This window comes from Streptomyces sp. TLI_185 (assembly GCF_003814765.1).
GTDB lineage: Bacteria > Actinomycetota > Actinomycetes > Streptomycetales > Streptomycetaceae > Streptomyces.
Genome location: NZ_RKRB01000001.1, coordinates 5,668,016 through 5,681,798, shown reverse-complemented (window position 1 = coordinate 5,681,798; position 13,783 = coordinate 5,668,016). Strand labels below are relative to the sequence as shown.

Annotated in this window: 14 protein-coding genes and 1 pseudogene; 7 read left to right on the top strand and 8 right to left on the bottom strand. The window is 69.8% G+C overall.

Features of this window, described 5'->3' with window-relative positions; genetic code table 11:
- Positions 1-5: 5 nt before the first annotated feature.
- The 7 genes and pseudogenes from EDD92_RS52155 (at position 6) to EDD92_RS26115 (ending at position 4,392) form a co-directional block, all read left to right on the top strand.
- Positions 6-491 (top strand): CsbD family protein, encoded by a 486-nt coding sequence (locus tag EDD92_RS52155; RefSeq protein WP_311736814.1) that lies wholly within the window; start codon positions 6-8, stop codon positions 489-491.
- Positions 488-835 carry a hypothetical protein gene (locus tag EDD92_RS26140; protein ID WP_123966529.1) on the top strand — a complete coding sequence of 116 codons (348 nt, stop codon included), beginning with the start codon at positions 488-490 and terminating at the stop codon, positions 833-835. Before EDD92_RS52155 ends, EDD92_RS26140 begins: the two co-directional genes overlap by 4 nt.
- A gap of 39 nt (positions 836-874) precedes the next feature.
- The gene (locus EDD92_RS26135) at positions 875-1,585 is read left to right on the top strand and encodes a DUF5994 family protein (RefSeq protein WP_123966528.1); all 711 of its coding nucleotides are present in this window, start codon (positions 875-877) and stop codon (positions 1,583-1,585) included.
- A 10-nt stretch (positions 1,586-1,595) separates the two neighbouring features.
- Positions 1,596-1,865, top strand: a complete 270-nt coding sequence (locus EDD92_RS26130; protein WP_123966527.1) for a hypothetical protein — start codon at positions 1,596-1,598, stop codon at positions 1,863-1,865.
- A 158-nt stretch (positions 1,866-2,023) separates the two neighbouring features.
- A complete protein-coding gene (locus EDD92_RS26125; RefSeq protein WP_123966526.1) occupies positions 2,024-2,335 on the top strand; it encodes an STAS domain-containing protein in 312 nt (103 codons plus the stop codon).
- A gap of 133 nt (positions 2,336-2,468) precedes the next feature.
- Positions 2,469-3,472 (top strand): annotated as a pseudogene (locus tag EDD92_RS26120) (PP2C family protein-serine/threonine phosphatase); the annotation flags it as partial.
- Between the two features lie 353 nt (positions 3,473-3,825).
- Positions 3,826-4,392, top strand: a complete 567-nt coding sequence (locus EDD92_RS26115) for a dihydrofolate reductase family protein (protein ID WP_123966525.1) — start codon at positions 3,826-3,828, stop codon at positions 4,390-4,392.
- A 505-nt stretch (positions 4,393-4,897) separates the two neighbouring features.
- On the opposite strand, the gene EDD92_RS26110 is transcribed toward EDD92_RS26115, so the two are convergent.
- From EDD92_RS26110 to EDD92_RS26075, 8 genes are all read right to left on the bottom strand, one after another.
- Positions 4,898-5,689 carry an ABC transporter permease gene (locus EDD92_RS26110; RefSeq protein ID WP_123966524.1) on the bottom strand — a complete coding sequence of 264 codons (792 nt, stop codon included), beginning with the start codon at positions 5,687-5,689 and terminating at the stop codon, positions 4,898-4,900.
- A complete protein-coding gene (locus tag EDD92_RS26105; RefSeq protein WP_123970551.1) occupies positions 5,686-6,735 on the bottom strand; it encodes an ATP-binding cassette domain-containing protein in 1,050 nt (349 codons plus the stop codon). Before EDD92_RS26105 ends, EDD92_RS26110 begins: the two co-directional genes overlap by 4 nt.
- A gap of 83 nt (positions 6,736-6,818) precedes the next feature.
- Positions 6,819-7,661, bottom strand: coding sequence for a DUF4097 family beta strand repeat-containing protein (locus EDD92_RS26100; protein ID WP_123966523.1), 843 nt, complete (start codon positions 7,659-7,661; stop codon positions 6,819-6,821).
- A gap of 86 nt (positions 7,662-7,747) precedes the next feature.
- Positions 7,748-8,263, bottom strand: a complete 516-nt coding sequence (locus tag EDD92_RS26095) for a toxin-antitoxin system HicB family antitoxin (RefSeq protein ID WP_123966522.1) — start codon at positions 8,261-8,263, stop codon at positions 7,748-7,750.
- Between the two features lie 246 nt (positions 8,264-8,509).
- Positions 8,510-8,905 (bottom strand): ATP-binding protein, encoded by a 396-nt coding sequence (locus EDD92_RS26090; protein WP_399185455.1) that lies wholly within the window; start codon positions 8,903-8,905, stop codon positions 8,510-8,512.
- A 311-nt stretch (positions 8,906-9,216) separates the two neighbouring features.
- Positions 9,217-9,795 carry a hypothetical protein gene (locus EDD92_RS26085; protein ID WP_123966521.1) on the bottom strand — a complete coding sequence of 193 codons (579 nt, stop codon included), beginning with the start codon at positions 9,793-9,795 and terminating at the stop codon, positions 9,217-9,219.
- 29 nt (positions 9,796-9,824) lie between these two features.
- Positions 9,825-11,669: a serine protease gene (locus tag EDD92_RS26080; protein WP_123966520.1), complete on the bottom strand. Its 1,845-nt coding sequence runs from the start codon at positions 11,667-11,669 to the stop codon at positions 9,825-9,827.
- 45 nt (positions 11,670-11,714) lie between these two features.
- A complete protein-coding gene (locus tag EDD92_RS26075; RefSeq protein ID WP_123966519.1) occupies positions 11,715-13,709 on the bottom strand; it encodes an Ig-like domain repeat protein in 1,995 nt (664 codons plus the stop codon).
- Positions 13,710-13,783 lie beyond the last annotated feature (74 nt).

The window sequence follows — 13,783 nt, the reverse complement described above, 5'->3', positions numbered from 1 at the left end:
CCTGGATGCGGATGGCACGGCCGGGGTCACGGGCTGCCCATGTGAGGGGAGTCGCGAGGACGGGCCGGTTCGGACACCGGCATACGAAGAGCCCTCGCTTCCTCCACCGTACTCCCGCACGCTCCGGGAAGAGGCGGGCTGGATCGCGTGGCCACCGCGTTGACACGGACCATTGCCGGACGTTGACTGGCAGCACGGTGCAGGGCCATGCCACCCCGGAACACACGGTGAAGCATTCCGCCTTCCCGCCTCGCCCAGACCCCGCAGGAACTCACCTACCGGACACCAGCGAGGCCGGCATGACTGTTTCACGGTCCATCAGGAACCAGGCGCAGACGATGAAGGGAAGGATCACGGAAGAGCTCGGTCGGGTCACCCACGACAGGCGACTGCAACGCCGAGGCAGGATCGACCGGGTCTCCGGAAGCCTGAAACAGGCGGTCGAGAAGACCAAGGACGCCTTCAGGCGGAACGGGAGCGGCCCCCGATGATGTACGACCAGAGGCGCGCCCAGCAGTCCGCGGGCCACACCCCGGGCCCGGCCGGGCGCCGCAGCCCGGGCCCGGAGCCGCTGCTCTCGTCGATCGAACGGGACAAGGTCGTCCGGCGCCTCCGGCACGCCCTCAACACCTTCGCCGACACCCCGCGCGAGGCGCTGGATGAGGCCGAGAGCGCCTTCGGCGAAGCCGTCGAGCAGCTCGTGAACGCCCTCGCGGAACGGCGGCGTCTGCTGCGCGCCGGCTGGCAGGACCAGGACCCCGAGACGCAGTCCGACGAACTCCGGCACGCGCTGAGGCAGTACCGGGAGATCACCCAACGACTGCTCCAGCTCTAGGCGGCCACTACTCCGCGCTGCTTCGAAGCGCGGAGTAGTGTGGACAGTACCGAGAGCATTTCGCACACCGGCTTCCATGCCGGGTCGTTCTCGGCGAAAGATGAAACCCGGGCCGCCGCAGAAGCGGCCCGGAGACGGGTCCGCATCATGTCGGCGACCTTGCTTCCACCCCTGCCGCACCCCGAGCCCGTCGCAGCCCCGGCCGCGCGTCTCACCCTCAAGACCGACGGCACCTCCCGCGGACTCCTGGACGGTGCCTGGTGGCCCCGCTCCCGGGATCTGCTGAGCGAACTGCCCGCACTGACCGACGTGTTGGACCCCCTGTGGGGCCGCATCACCCGCATCGCCGTCAACCCGAAGCACTGGCCGGTCATCCCGCCCAAGGTTCCCGTGCACGGCCACATCGTCAAGGTCGGCTGGTTCACCCCGGAAATCGACCCGCACAAGCTGCTGCTGCTCTCCTACGGCACCGGCCGCTGGGACCTGCTGATCATCCCGCCCGAGACCGGGGCGGAGTCGGCGGCCCGGCTGATGGCTGCCGCGTCCGACTACGACGGCCCGCCACTGACCGCGAGCGCGCTCATCGCCGCGGACGAGGCCCGGCACGGCGTCTTGGCGACCGACGAGCCACTGGACCCGGACGAGGCATGGGAGTACGAGGGCGGCGCCTCCGCGGTGTCAGTGTCAGCGGCCGTTCCGCAACAGGCCGGTCCCCCCGGCCGGGCCAGCCGCCTGATCATGGGTATGTGAGGTGGCCGCCATGAACGCCTTCCTGACGGCCGCCGCCTTCATGGTCCTCATCGCAGCGGCGGCGTACATGATCCACCGGCTCAACATCCAGCACGCCGACAGAGTCGCCGTGCACCAGTACAGCGCCCGCCTGCCCGGCAGCCGCGGCCGCGGCACGCCGCAGCCCCCGGTGGAACCGGACCGGTTCGAGTCGCCGACCACCGGCGAACGGCGGGACCACCGCGACGGGGGCCGCGGCCGCTTCCCGCCGCGCCGCCGCCGTACTACTCACCACAGGTGACCAGCCGGTTTCCCCCACCGGCCGCGCGTACGGACCGTCGACTCGGCCCGTGGCGACGCGTGTGCCCGAGCGCGTGCACCCGGGCCATGGACCGCGCGAGGAGCGGCCGGGACCCATGAACCGAGGCATCCGAACCGAGGCATCCGAACCGAGGCGTCATGACTCTTCCACAGCTGAACGTCTTCCGGCACGACCGGGACAGTCGGGCGCTGATCACCCTGGCCGGTGAGATCGACCCGGCCACCGCGCCCCAGGTGCGCGCCGCTCTGGAGCGGTGCCTGCATGACGGCATCACCACCATCGACGTGGATCTGACCACCGTCGGCCGCTGCGACAACAGCGGTCTGCGCGTCTTCCTCGACGCATCGCGGCACGCAGCCGGGAGCCACGCGTCCCTGCGGCTGCACCACCCGTCCCCGCAGACCGCGCGGCTCCTCGCAGACACCGGCTCCGATCTTCTGCTGCTGTGACGGCTGTGGGAGAGACGTGGTGCACAGCGGTACGGAGAGCCACCTTTTCTGATCATGTGTGACATGCCGTTCTCCGCGGTGAGCACGGACACGGTCGCCGATGCTTTGACGACGCCGGTGCGGGGGTGCGGTTGTGACGGAAGGCGAGCGCCGACCTGACAAGGTCATGCCGGACCGGTCGGAAGGGTTCGGTGAGCGGCTGCTGGGGGTGCTCCTGGACCGGGCACATGAGATGCCGCCGCAGCTGATCGCCCCGCTGATCGCGGAAGAGGTGGCCAGGGTCGGCGGCTGATGGTCGGCGAGCCCGAGCCGATCGACGACTCTCCCGCCGGTACGGCCTTTCTGCAAGCGACCACTGTCGAGGTGCCGGGGGCCGACGGCGTCCGGATGTATCTGCCGTTGCTGGACGGCAGCGACCAGGTGGGCGTGATGGCCCTCACCCTGGACACCGTCGATGACAACGACCGGCGGCTGCTGCGCATACTCGCCGGCCTGGTCGCCGACATGCTGGTCACCAAGCACAGCTACACCGATCAGTTCTTCCGCGCCCGGCGCCGTGAACCGATGAGCGTGGCCGCGGAGATCCACTGGTCCCTGCTGCCACCGCTGGCGATGGCCGTACCGCAGATCGCGGTGGCCGGAATCCTGGAGCCCGCCTACGACGTGGCGGGAGACAGCTTCGACTACGCCCTCAACGAGGACATCCTGCACGTGGCCATGGTCGATGCGATGGGCCACGGCCTGGACGCAGCCACGATGGCGACCGTCGCCGTCGGGGCCTACCGGCACGCCAGACGTGCCGACATCGGTCTGTCCGAGATCTACGCGTTCATGGACCGGGCCATCGCCGAGCAGTTCGGGCCCGACCCCTTCGTCACCGCCCAGATGATGCGTCTGAACATCGCGACGGGCCACCTGCAATGGGTCAACGCGGGCCACCCCGCACCGCTGCTGATCCACGACCACCGGGTCGTCCGGCAACTGGCAGGCCCTACCACCCTGCCCGTCGGCTTCGGCGGTGAAGAGCCTCGGATCAGCGGGCAGATGCTCCAACGCGGCGACCGGGTGCTGTGCTTCACCGACAGCCTGATCGAAGAACACGAAGCCGGCGAAGAACAACTCATCCACTGGGTCAACCTGCGCTGCGCCCCATCGCAGCCGCGACGGCCGAGGACGACGACGCCCGGTACGGGTTCACTGCCGAGTCGCCCGTCACCGACGGGAGGGGTACGTCGAGGAGCCGCTGACCCTCCGGGACTTCGAGGCTGTCTGGGCCGATGCCCGGCAACGCCTCACGGCAGGCGACGCCTGACGTACCGGCCGACAGTGTCAGAGCGGAACAGCAAGGAGCCGGAGCGCCACGGCCGCACGCAAACTTGCTCACGCAATGCGAACACGAGGACTGCCTGCGGGCCCGGATCGCGCACCGATGAGTTTCCCGCGCCGCGCCGGTCTGTAGGCCGGAGACCGACTCACGGAAGGCCGGTGCCATGCGGAAACTGATCTACGCCATGAACCTGAGCCTGGACGGCTACATCGCCGCGGCCGGCGACGACATCGGCTGGAGCGGGCCGCCGAGCGACGAGCTGTTCCAGTGGTGGCTCGACCAGGAGCGGGCGAGCAGCCTGTCGCTGTACGGGCGCAAGCTGTGGGAGACGATGAGCTCCTACTGGCCGACCGGCGACCAGCAGCCCGACGCCACCCCGGCGGAGATCGAGTTCGCGCGGAACTGGCGGAGCACGCCGAAGGTGGTGTTCTCCTCGACGATCGACAAGGTCGACTGGAACACCCGCCTGGTCACCGGCGACGCGGTCGCCGAGATCACCCGACTCAAGGCCGAGGACGGCGGCCCGATGAGCATCGGCGGCGCAACGCTCGCCGGGGCAGCCGTGCGGGCCGGGCTGATCGACGAGTACGTGCTGGCCACCTACCCGGTCCTGGTGGGCGGCGGCACGCCGTTCTTCACCACGCTGGACAGCTGGGTGAACGTGAACCTGGTGGAGACGCGGACGTTCCCCGGCGGCGTGGTGCTGACCAGATACGAGACGAAGCGCTGAGCGGGGGCCATCTGCGGCGGGTGATGACTGGAGGGAACGGTACAAGTACGTCGAGCGCCGGAATGGGTACCGCTGGCATTCCCTTACCGGTTCCGCTGCGCGGACGCCGGCTGCCCGACGCATGACGTGGCTCTGAAGGACCGGGAGGCCGGGGCGTCGTACCGCAAGCTCCCGCGCAAGTACGGCGAGCGCGCTGTGCAGGAGAGGTTGCGGGGGACTTCGTACGACCGGATCTTCTCGCGCTGCCGTGCCGTTCACTTCTTCGTCGGCAACATCGCTGCTCGTCCCGGGACCTTCATGCTGCTGGCGCTCTTCTACCCGAAGCCGAGCGTCGGGTCGAATACGTCCAGGACAGCCTGTTCGGGGACTGACTTCGGCGCTCGGCACAGCCCGTTTCGGCCGAGAACGCTGTGGGCGGCGCACGCCGACGGAGTGTCGGGTACGCCGCCCTGGGGGGACGAGCTACGGGCCGCGGCCCTCAAGCTGCCGGCCAATCCTTCTCCCGCTACTTCGGGTCGCGGTTGAACAGCGACTTGGACCAGACGTAGCCGAGCACCGCCAGCCCCGCGCACCAGGCGACGGTCAGCCATCCGTTGTTGCCGATCTCGGTGCCGAGCAGCAGCCCGCGCAGGGTCTCGATGGCGGGCGTGAACGGCTGGTACTCGGCGATCGGCTGGAACCACCCCGGCATCGCCTCGACCGGGACGAAGGCGCTGGAGATGAGCGGGAGGAAGACCAGCGGCAGCGCGTTGTTGCTGGCCGCCTCGGCGTTCGGGCTGACCATGCCCATCCCGATCGCGATCCAGGTGAACGCCAGGGCGAACAGCGTGAGCAACCCCAACGCCCCGATCCACTCCAGGACGGTGGCATCCGTCGAACGGAAGCCGATGGCCACACCGACGGCACCGACGAGAACCACGCTGATGACCGCCTGCAGCACGCTGCCGATGACGTGTCCGATGAGCACCGACCCGCGGTGGATGGCCATGGTGCGGAAGCGGGCGATGATGCCTTCGGTCATGTCGTTCGAGACGGACACCGCGGTACCGACCAGGGTGCCGCCGATGGTCATCAGCAGGATGCCCGGGACGAGATACGCGATGTACTCCGAACGATCGGCGCCGCCGCCCCCGATGCCCGCGCTCATCACGTCGCCGAAGACGTAGACGAACAACAGCAGCAGGACGATCGGGGTGAGGAGCAGGTTCAGGGTGAGTGACGGGTAGCGGCGAGCGTGCAGGAGGTTGCGGCGCAGCATCGTGGACGAGTCGCGCACGGCGAGAGTCAGGAAGCTCATCGGGCAGTCTCCTCGGGCTGTTTCGGCTGGTTCGGCTGGTTCGGCTGGTTCGGCTGGTTCGGCTGGTTCGGCTGGTTCGGCTGGTTGGAGATGTCGGCGCCGCCGGTGAGGGCGAAGAAGACGTCGTCGAGGTCGGGGGTGTGCACGGTCAGCTCGTCCGCCTCGATGCCGGCCGAGTCCAGCCAGTCGAGGATGGAGCGCAGCTCGCGCTGGCTGCCGTCGCTGGGGATCTGCAGTGCGAGCGCCTCGTCGTCCTGGGCCGCCTCGCGCAGGGCGCGGCCGGCAGCCTCGTACGCTTGCGGGTTCTCGAAGCGGAGCCGTACGTGGCCGCCGGGGACGATCCGCTTGAGCTCCTCGGCGGTGCCCTCGGCGGCGATCCTGCCGTCGTGGAGCACGGCGATGCGGTCGGCGAGTTCGTCGGCCTCCTCCAGGTACTGGGTGGTGAGGAAGACGGTGACGCCGCCCGTGACCAGCTCACGGATGATCTGCCACATGTTGTGCCGGGAGCGCGGGTCGAGACCGGTGGTCGGCTCGTCGAGGAAGATGATCCGCGGGTCGCCGACCAGGGTCATGGCGATGTCGAGGCGGCGCTTCATGCCGCCGGAGTAGGTGGAGGCGGGCTTATTCGCGGACTCCACGAGGTCGAAGCGCTCCAGGAGTTCGGCGGCGATGCGCCGCCCCTCCCTCTTGGAGAGGTGGTGCAGGTCCGCCATGAGGAGCATGTTCTCCTCGCCGGTGATCAGACCGTCGACGGCGGAGAACTGGCCGGTGACACCGATCGCGGCACGCACCGCCTGCGCATCGGTGGCGAGCTCGTGGCCCGCGACCTGGGCCTGCCCACCGTCGGCGGTGATGAGGGTGGACAGGATCTTGACGGCGGTGGTCTTGCCGGCGCCGTTGGGGCCGAGCAGCGCGAACACGGACCCGGCTGGGATCCGCAGATCGATGCCGTCCAGGACCGTCTTGTCGCCGTACGACTTGCGCAGACCGACGGTGGAGATGGCGGCGGGCGGCTGCGGACCGCCGGCTCGACTGGACGTGGGCATGACAGATGAAGCCATGGGGCCCTCCGTTAGAAGGCTGAAGTGGTGGTGGGCAGGGGCCGGTCGAGGAGGTGCGGAGGTGGCGGTCAGGCCCGGGCGCGGCGGATGTCGATGTTGCCGTACTTGGTGCGGGCACGGATCTTGACGGTGTCCTCGGTCTGTTCGGGGGCCTCGGACGCGGTGAGCGCGTTGCGTACCTGGCCGGAGTTCGAGCTGACGTCGAGCCAGGCGGCGGTGCCCTCGCGGACACCGATGTCGATGGCGCCGTAATTGGTCTCCAGCTGGACGGTGCCGCAGGCCACATCGTCCACACGCAGGGTGCCCTGGGCGGTGGTGGCGGTGACCGAGTCCTCGGCGCGCCGGATCTCGATGTCGCCGTTGGCGCCGCTCACCCGCAGCTCGCCGGTCACGGCGCCGACCGTCGTCGTGCCGTGCGAGTTCTTCAGGACGGCGGGGCCGTCGATGACACCGACGCGCAGGCTGCCGGAGCTGGTGGTGATCTCGGCCATGCCCTCGACCCGGTCGACGGTGATCGAGCCGTGCGACGCGGTCAGCTGCAGCGGGCCGGTGGTGTCGAAACGGACGTCGCCGGACGAGGTCTTCACACGGACCTCGCCGAGCCGGCCCTCACCGAGCACCTGGGCCCAGGCGCCGGTCATGTCGATGCACGAGTCCGTGGGCAGTTCGACCGTGACGTCGACGGTGCCGGTGCGGCCGAACAGATTGGCCTTCGGTGTCCTGACGGTCAGAAGGCCGCTCACGTATCCGACCTCGGTCTGCTCGGCCGACCGCACGTCCAGGTCCTTCTTCGGGTCGCGGGGCCGCACCTCGACGACGGTGTCGACGCGGTCGCTCGCGGTGAACTGGATGGAACCGGCCTCCACACGCGCCGTGACGGCGATCGCTTCGGAGGTGTCGAAAGAAGGCATGGCTGTCCCGTCCTCTTGAGTCTTTGGGGCGTCCCCGCTGGTGGGACGTGGTGTGGGTGAAGTGGCGCGGTGCGGGCGGAGCGCGGCTAACGCACCCAGCCCGTGAAGCTCTGTCCGATGGCCTGACTCTTCTCCGTCGTACGCGGCCGGGTGCCGCCGTCGACCGCGGCTGACACGGCACGCACCAGCCAGGCGTTGACCGACAGCCCCTCGCGGCTCGCGGCCTCCTCGGCGCGCGCCTTGAGGTGGGCCGGCAGACGCAGGTTGATCCGTGCCGTGCCGCCTTCGTCGCCCTCGGCCGGGGCTGGGCTCCTGAACGCTTCGACGGGCGCCGGCTCCGCGGGGGCGCCGCCGAAGGTGGGCGGCGCTGTCACCACGAAGTCGGGGTCGAGCCCGCGCAGCCGTACGTCGACCGAGCCGGGGGCGAGTTCGCGAGTGATCTCGTCCATCGCGGCGGAGAGCACGTTGAGCATGGTCAGACGGGTCGCCGACTCCAGGGGAGCGGTGAGCCGCTCGGCCAGCTCGCGGGCTTCGTCGCCGCCGGCTTCGGCGGCCACCGCGAGTTCGCGGCGGAGGGTGTCGACATACGGCGTGAGGTCCATGGCGCCATGATGGCATCATGATGGCGCCACACGCAACCCTCGATGGCGCCCAGCACGACTCAGGCCGAGGGAAAGTCGCCTTGACCTGCGGAAACACGAAAAGGGCGGACCTCGTCATTTTGGCGCCACAGGAAGCCATCTACTTCGGCGAGTGCTAGATGGCGCCGGGTGGCACTGCATGGCACTGCATGGCCCCAAGTGGCGCCATGCAGTGCCAAGGCAGGCGAAGGCTGGGGTCCTGAGGTCTCACCCGTCAGGTGGTGGCCGCGGCCGGCAGGTCCGGATCCGGATGACGCTGCGGTGCCGTCGGCACGCTGAGCACCATCGTGAGCCGCCGCCGGGCGGGTCCTCCGCACTCAGGGTGGCACCCATGGCCTCGGCGAAGCCGCACGTGCGACCGCCAGGCCGAGGCCGACGCCTGCGCCGCGGGGCGCGTCGCCGTACCGCTGGAACGGCTCGAAGAATGCGGTCCTTGTCCTCGTCGGGGACGCCTGGCCCGCGGTCCACCACACGCACCTCGACGCGTTCCGCGATGGCACTGGCCGAGACAAGGACCTTCTCGTGCGACGGGCTGTACTTGACGGCGTTCTCAACGACGTTGGCGACTGCCCGCTCCAACAGCCCCCGGTCGACGTGGACCATGGGCAGGGTCTCGGCTTCCAGGACCCGGCGGCCGGGCCGCATGACGGCGGGTGCGCAAAGCTGCCGACGGGCCGGGGCACTGTAGTACGCCGCTTCCTGCGCATCGGCGGCGGATGCGCTCGGCGCGTCGCACCTCGGGCATAGCCCGAGGCCGAGCAGCCGGCCGAGAGGACGCCCGCAGCCCGGGCGGCAAGCAGGAGCTGGGTTCTGCGACGCACAGACGGCATCGCAACTCCAGTTGCCGGACCAGGGGATGGGCGCAGACAGCGCATAAGCGAGAACCCGCAACCTACGGCGTGACCGTTATGCGATCAACCGCTTGCAACTCCCTGACGTTCCGCCCGACGGATGATCGTCCTGCTGCGTCGGCGCCTGGCGACGGCGAACCCCGCGAGTGCCAGTACGGCGGCGGCGCCGCCGGTGGCTGCCGCCGTGGTGGGGTTCATCGCGGATGATCCGGACGCCTGGGGGCAGTACGAGCCGCCCCCGGCGACGGTGATGGTCGTATGCGTCTGCTTGGCGGTGAGTACGGGGCCTTTGTGGTGGGCAGCGAGGTCGACGGGGTAGCTGCCCGGCTCGATGCCGCAGCGGAGCCTCCCTTCGCCCTGGCCGAAGCTGTTCTTCTGCAGGGTCACCTTGACCGGGTGTCCGAAGGCCGGGGAGGTCACGGTGAAGCTGCCGTTCTCGTCGACGGCCAAGGACGTCAGGTCGACTCCTGAGGTGACCTCGACGGGCGCGCCCGGCCTCAGCGGCCCGTCGGGGGTGCTGTCACCGGCCGTGGGGGCGAGGCTGACGGCGAGGCCCGGGTCATCGGCTGCGTGAGCGCCCGGGGCGACTGCGAGACCGAGGGCGGCTGCGGTGCAGAGGATGCCGGCTACGCGCAGGTACATCGTCGGTACCTCGCCTTCCTGAAAGGTGATCAGCCCGCCTTCGGCGGGACGAGCATGTGTTCGCGGCCGAGGGTCGTCGTGGTGTCGGTGTAGAGGGTGGTCTCGCCGTCGGACCAGCGCACGAGGAGGTCGTCGGGGCCGCCGGGTGTGTAGGCGCCGGCAGTCAAGACAGCGGCTTGGGTCCACAGTTTGTTAGAGGACCTCAGCCTGATATCCGTTCCCACGCCGGAGGCGGAGGAGTCGCGGTAGAGGGTCAGTCCGCCGTCGGACCAGCGCACGACGAGGTCCCAGTCGGCGCCTCCGGTGAAGTTTCCGGCGGCGAGGAGGGTGGCGTGGCGCCAGGTGCCGTTGGGCGGCTGCAGCCTGTGCTGGTGGAGGAATCCGCGGCCGTCGACGTCGGTGAAGAGGGTGACCCTGCCGTCGGCCCAGCGGACCATGAGGTCGTCGATCGACTGGTTGGCGCTGTAGCGTCCGGCGGTGATCTGGACGGCGCCCTTCCAGGTGCTGCCGGGCTTGGCCATCCGGGTTTCCCCGGCGAAGCCGCCGTTGCCGTCTCCGGTGTACAGGGTGACTTCGCCGTCCGACCAGACCACCATGAGGTCGGAGGCGTTGTCGCTGTTGAAGTCTCCGCCCGCGATGGTCCTGGCGTGGGTCCAGGTCGAGGACTTCGCGATCCGGTGTTCGCCGGAGAAACCGCCGCTGCCGTCTCCGGTGTAGAGGGTGACTTCGCCGTCCCCCCAGACGACGATCATGTCGGTCCTGCCGTCGCCGGTGTAGTCGCCGGAGGCGGTCTTCATGGCGCGCTGCCACAGGCCCCCGCCGGTGGGGTACATGCTGTAGCCGCGCGGGTACTGGGGCGGAGTGGTGTTGTTCTGCGCGGCATCGTAGATCTCGAGGGCCCGTCGGTCGTAGGTGGTGGCGAACGAGATGCGGTCGCTGTTGTTCTCCAGGCCGCCGCCGTAGTAGCCACCGAGGTTGCCGATGACGGTTCCGCTGCCGGTCCGCTTGTTCAGGCCGGTGATCCAGGGACTGCCGGAGGTGCCTCCGTAGAACCCGCCGCAGTCCATGCGCATCTGGTGATAGCCGGGCAACTGGCGGGTGTTGACGCCGGCGCACACGAAGGGCCGGTTCTTCGGATTGTGGCTGCCGGGGTAGCCGATGACGGTGACGTTCTGCTTGTACCGTCCGTTCACCTGGCCCAGTTTGAGCGCCGCACCGACGGCCTTCTGCACGCTCTGCCCTCGCCCGTTGGCGGCGACCCGGGCGAAGGCGTAGTCGAAGTCGGAGTAGGCGTCGCGGGTGGGGTGGCCTCCGGCCTGGTACCAGCGTGCGTCGCGGATCCACCGCTGCACCGCGAACCGGCCGTAGGGGGTGGGGTTGTGCGCGCTGCCGTCGTAGCGGGGCACGAACATGCCCTTCGAGCCGCCGGAGCAGTGTGCGGCGGTGAGGACGACGTTGCCCTGCGGGCTGTCGACGACGCTCGCGGAACAGAAACGTCCCGCCAGCTGGTCGGTGGCCGGGTCTCTCACGTAGTGGAAGAACGTCCCGACCGTGGGGACACCGGCGAAGTAGACGCCGTTCTTCGGCGCGGCCGCCCGCTTCACGAGGGATTCGGCTCTCCCGTCGGCCGGGGCCTCGCCGCGGGGGCTGTCCGGGGTGGCCCGGGCCATCCGTTCGGGGGTCCAGAACTTCTCGGCCTCCGCACTCGTCCATGCTCTTCCCCGGCCCGCGTCGTGCGCGGCCGACACGGTCGGCACCGTCCTGGTGGCGGCGTCGGGGCGTGCGGAGGCGGGAGACGCCGCCGCGAGGACGAGCGCGGAGGCCGCTATCGCGGCACAGGCTCCGAACGCGTCACGAAGGGTGGGTATTCGCACGGTTTCCTTGTCTGTGAGCACACGTGTGGCGAGAAGCGCCCGGTCTCAGCTCGTGAAGATGAAGTACTTCCACGTGCCGTAGGTCGTCGAGTTCACGTTGTCGCCCGACGTCGTGTCGATGTAGGACGAGCGGATGCGGAAGCGGACGCCCGTCGGCGGGGTGCCGGTGAGTTCGAGCGTGTCCCGGCCGCCCGAGCCGAGCACGAGGTACTCGCTGTGCGTGCCGCGCCAGGCGCCGTCGTAGTAACCCTGGACCTCGACCCTGTACTTGCGGTTCGGGTACGGCGTCATCGTCGTGTCGAAGACGGGGTCCTTGGACTTGTGGAAGTAGCGGTACGTCTGGTTCCACGCCGTCCGGGTCGTGTAGTAGCCGCTGAGTGCGGTCGAGACCCTGACCCGTGCGCCCACCGTGCTCGTGACCGTCGCGGGCGCATAGCGGGTGTCGCCCGTGAACTTGGCCGTGAGCCTGGTGTCGCGGGTCAGGTAGACGCTCGCGGACAGGTTTCCGGAGGCATCGACCGTGCCGGACTTGATCAGCTTGTTGGGCTTGTCGCCGCCGTACGGGTCGGCGTAGATCTCGACGGTCCGGTTCCTGTACGTCGCTCCCAGGTGCGCCGTGAACTTCACCTGGGTGTTGTACGCATACACCTTGCCGTTGTTGTCCAGGGTCAGGGCGGTCGTCGTCTTCGTGACGTTCACCGTGCCGGTGGCGGTGGCGCTCGCGTGGTACTCGTCGCCCGCGTAGCCGACCGTGTACACGACCTGGCCGCCGGCCGGCGGGGTGTCGGCGAAGGAGTACGAGCCGTCGGCGCCGACCGTCGCCGTGCCGAGCAGCTTGCCGGACGGGGACTCGGCGTCCGTGCGGCGGACGGAGACCGTGGTGCCGGACGGGAAGGCCGCGTTCGAGGTCAGCTTGCCCGTGACGGACAGGGCCTTGGCGCGCGGCGCGGTGGCCGGGGCGCTCGCCGTGAGGGTGGTGTCCGCCTTGGCCGGGTTGTCGAGGACGCGCAGCGAGTAGACGTCCGAGGCGTTGTACGACACCGCGAACAGTTTGCTCGCGTCCGGCGCCCAGGCCAGGCCCGAGGCCGCGAGGGTGTCGCCGCCGCTGCCGCCACCGGTGTTCGGGAAGTCGTACTGCCGTACCGGCGCGGAGATGCCCGGCCGGAAGATGTGGACGTCCGGGTCGTACGAGGAGTCGGTGCCCGCGGCGACCGCGCCGTCCGGGGCGATGTCGACCGCGTTCGGGTAGGCGTTGCTGGTGTAGCTGCCGTCGTCGGAGAGGTCCGAGAGCTTGAAGACCTGCTGCTTGTACGGGGAGCCGCTGGCCGTGACGACGTCCTTGCCGTCGGGGGTGACGGCGAGGTCGCTGAGGTCGCTGCTGCTGCCCGGGTCCCAGGCGTACGCGGTGCGGGTCGCCGAGCCCGAGGACACGTCGAACACGGCGAGCTCGTTCGGGCTCTGCCCGGAGGTGCCCGCGACGACGGTGTCCGGGGCGCCCGTCGAGGAGCCGAGGATCGGGGCGTCGTTCCAGGTCTTGGTGGTGTCCTGGTGGAGTGTGACCACCGGGTCGCTGCCGCTCAGGTCGAGCGAGCCGAAGTTTCCGCTGCCGTTTCCGCGGTAGCCGAACCAGAGCTTGCCGCCGGCGAGCGCCGGGTATTCGGGCTGGGTGCCGGCGCCCGTCGGGTAGCGGTGGGCCTCGGTGGCGGTCGCGGTGTCGATGGCGACGATCGCGTCGGCGTCCTCGGCGGCCGCGTACAGGGTGCCGGAGTCGGCGGAGAGCTCCAGGCCGCGGACGCCGGGAAGCGATTCGACCGTGCCGACGACGGTGCCGCTGTAGTCGGTCGCGACGACCTTCCCGCTCTTCGGGTCGCTGATGAAGACCCGCTGGTGGACGCCGTCCACGACGACGTCGCCGGTCGAGGTGACCGGCAGGACGGTGCTGGAGTCGGCCAGGGCGGGCGCGGCCGACGTGACCGCGAGCGCCGTCGAGCCGAAGAGGACCGCGAGTGCGGTCGCGGCCGTGAGAGTGCGTGTGCGCACGGTGGTTTCGAACCCCCCGGAACGAAAAAGAGCCCCTGCTGAACCGGGGACGTGAGCGGAGCGTAGGTCACGCC

What these genes read in the sequence shown, in the direction of transcription:
- EDD92_RS26100 (WP_123966523.1), bottom strand. Translation starts at nt 7,661, where the DNA reads ATGCCTTCTTTCGACACCTCCGAAGCGATCGCCGTCACGGCGCGTGTG.
- EDD92_RS26105 (WP_123970551.1), bottom strand. Translation starts at nt 6,735, where the DNA reads ATGCCCACGTCCAGTCGAGCCGGCGGTCCGCAGCCGCCCGCCGCCATC.
- EDD92_RS26110 (WP_123966524.1), bottom strand. Translation starts at nt 5,689, where the DNA reads ATGAGCTTCCTGACTCTCGCCGTGCGCGACTCGTCCACGATGCTGCGC.
- EDD92_RS26130 (WP_123966527.1), top strand. Translation starts at nt 1,596, where the DNA reads ATGAACGCCTTCCTGACGGCCGCCGCCTTCATGGTCCTCATCGCAGCG.
- EDD92_RS52155 (WP_311736814.1), top strand. Translation starts at nt 6, where the DNA reads ATGCGGATGGCACGGCCGGGGTCACGGGCTGCCCATGTGAGGGGAGTC.
- EDD92_RS26140 (WP_123966529.1), top strand. Translation starts at nt 488, where the DNA reads ATGATGTACGACCAGAGGCGCGCCCAGCAGTCCGCGGGCCACACCCCG.
- EDD92_RS26115 (WP_123966525.1), top strand. Translation starts at nt 3,826, where the DNA reads ATGCGGAAACTGATCTACGCCATGAACCTGAGCCTGGACGGCTACATC.
- EDD92_RS26090 (WP_399185455.1), bottom strand. Translation starts at nt 8,905, where the DNA reads ATGGTCCACGTCGACCGGGGGCTGTTGGAGCGGGCAGTCGCCAACGTC.
- EDD92_RS26125 (WP_123966526.1), top strand. Translation starts at nt 2,024, where the DNA reads ATGACTCTTCCACAGCTGAACGTCTTCCGGCACGACCGGGACAGTCGG.
- EDD92_RS26095 (WP_123966522.1), bottom strand. Translation starts at nt 8,263, where the DNA reads ATGGACCTCACGCCGTATGTCGACACCCTCCGCCGCGAACTCGCGGTG.
- EDD92_RS26085 (WP_123966521.1), bottom strand. Translation starts at nt 9,795, where the DNA reads ATGTACCTGCGCGTAGCCGGCATCCTCTGCACCGCAGCCGCCCTCGGT.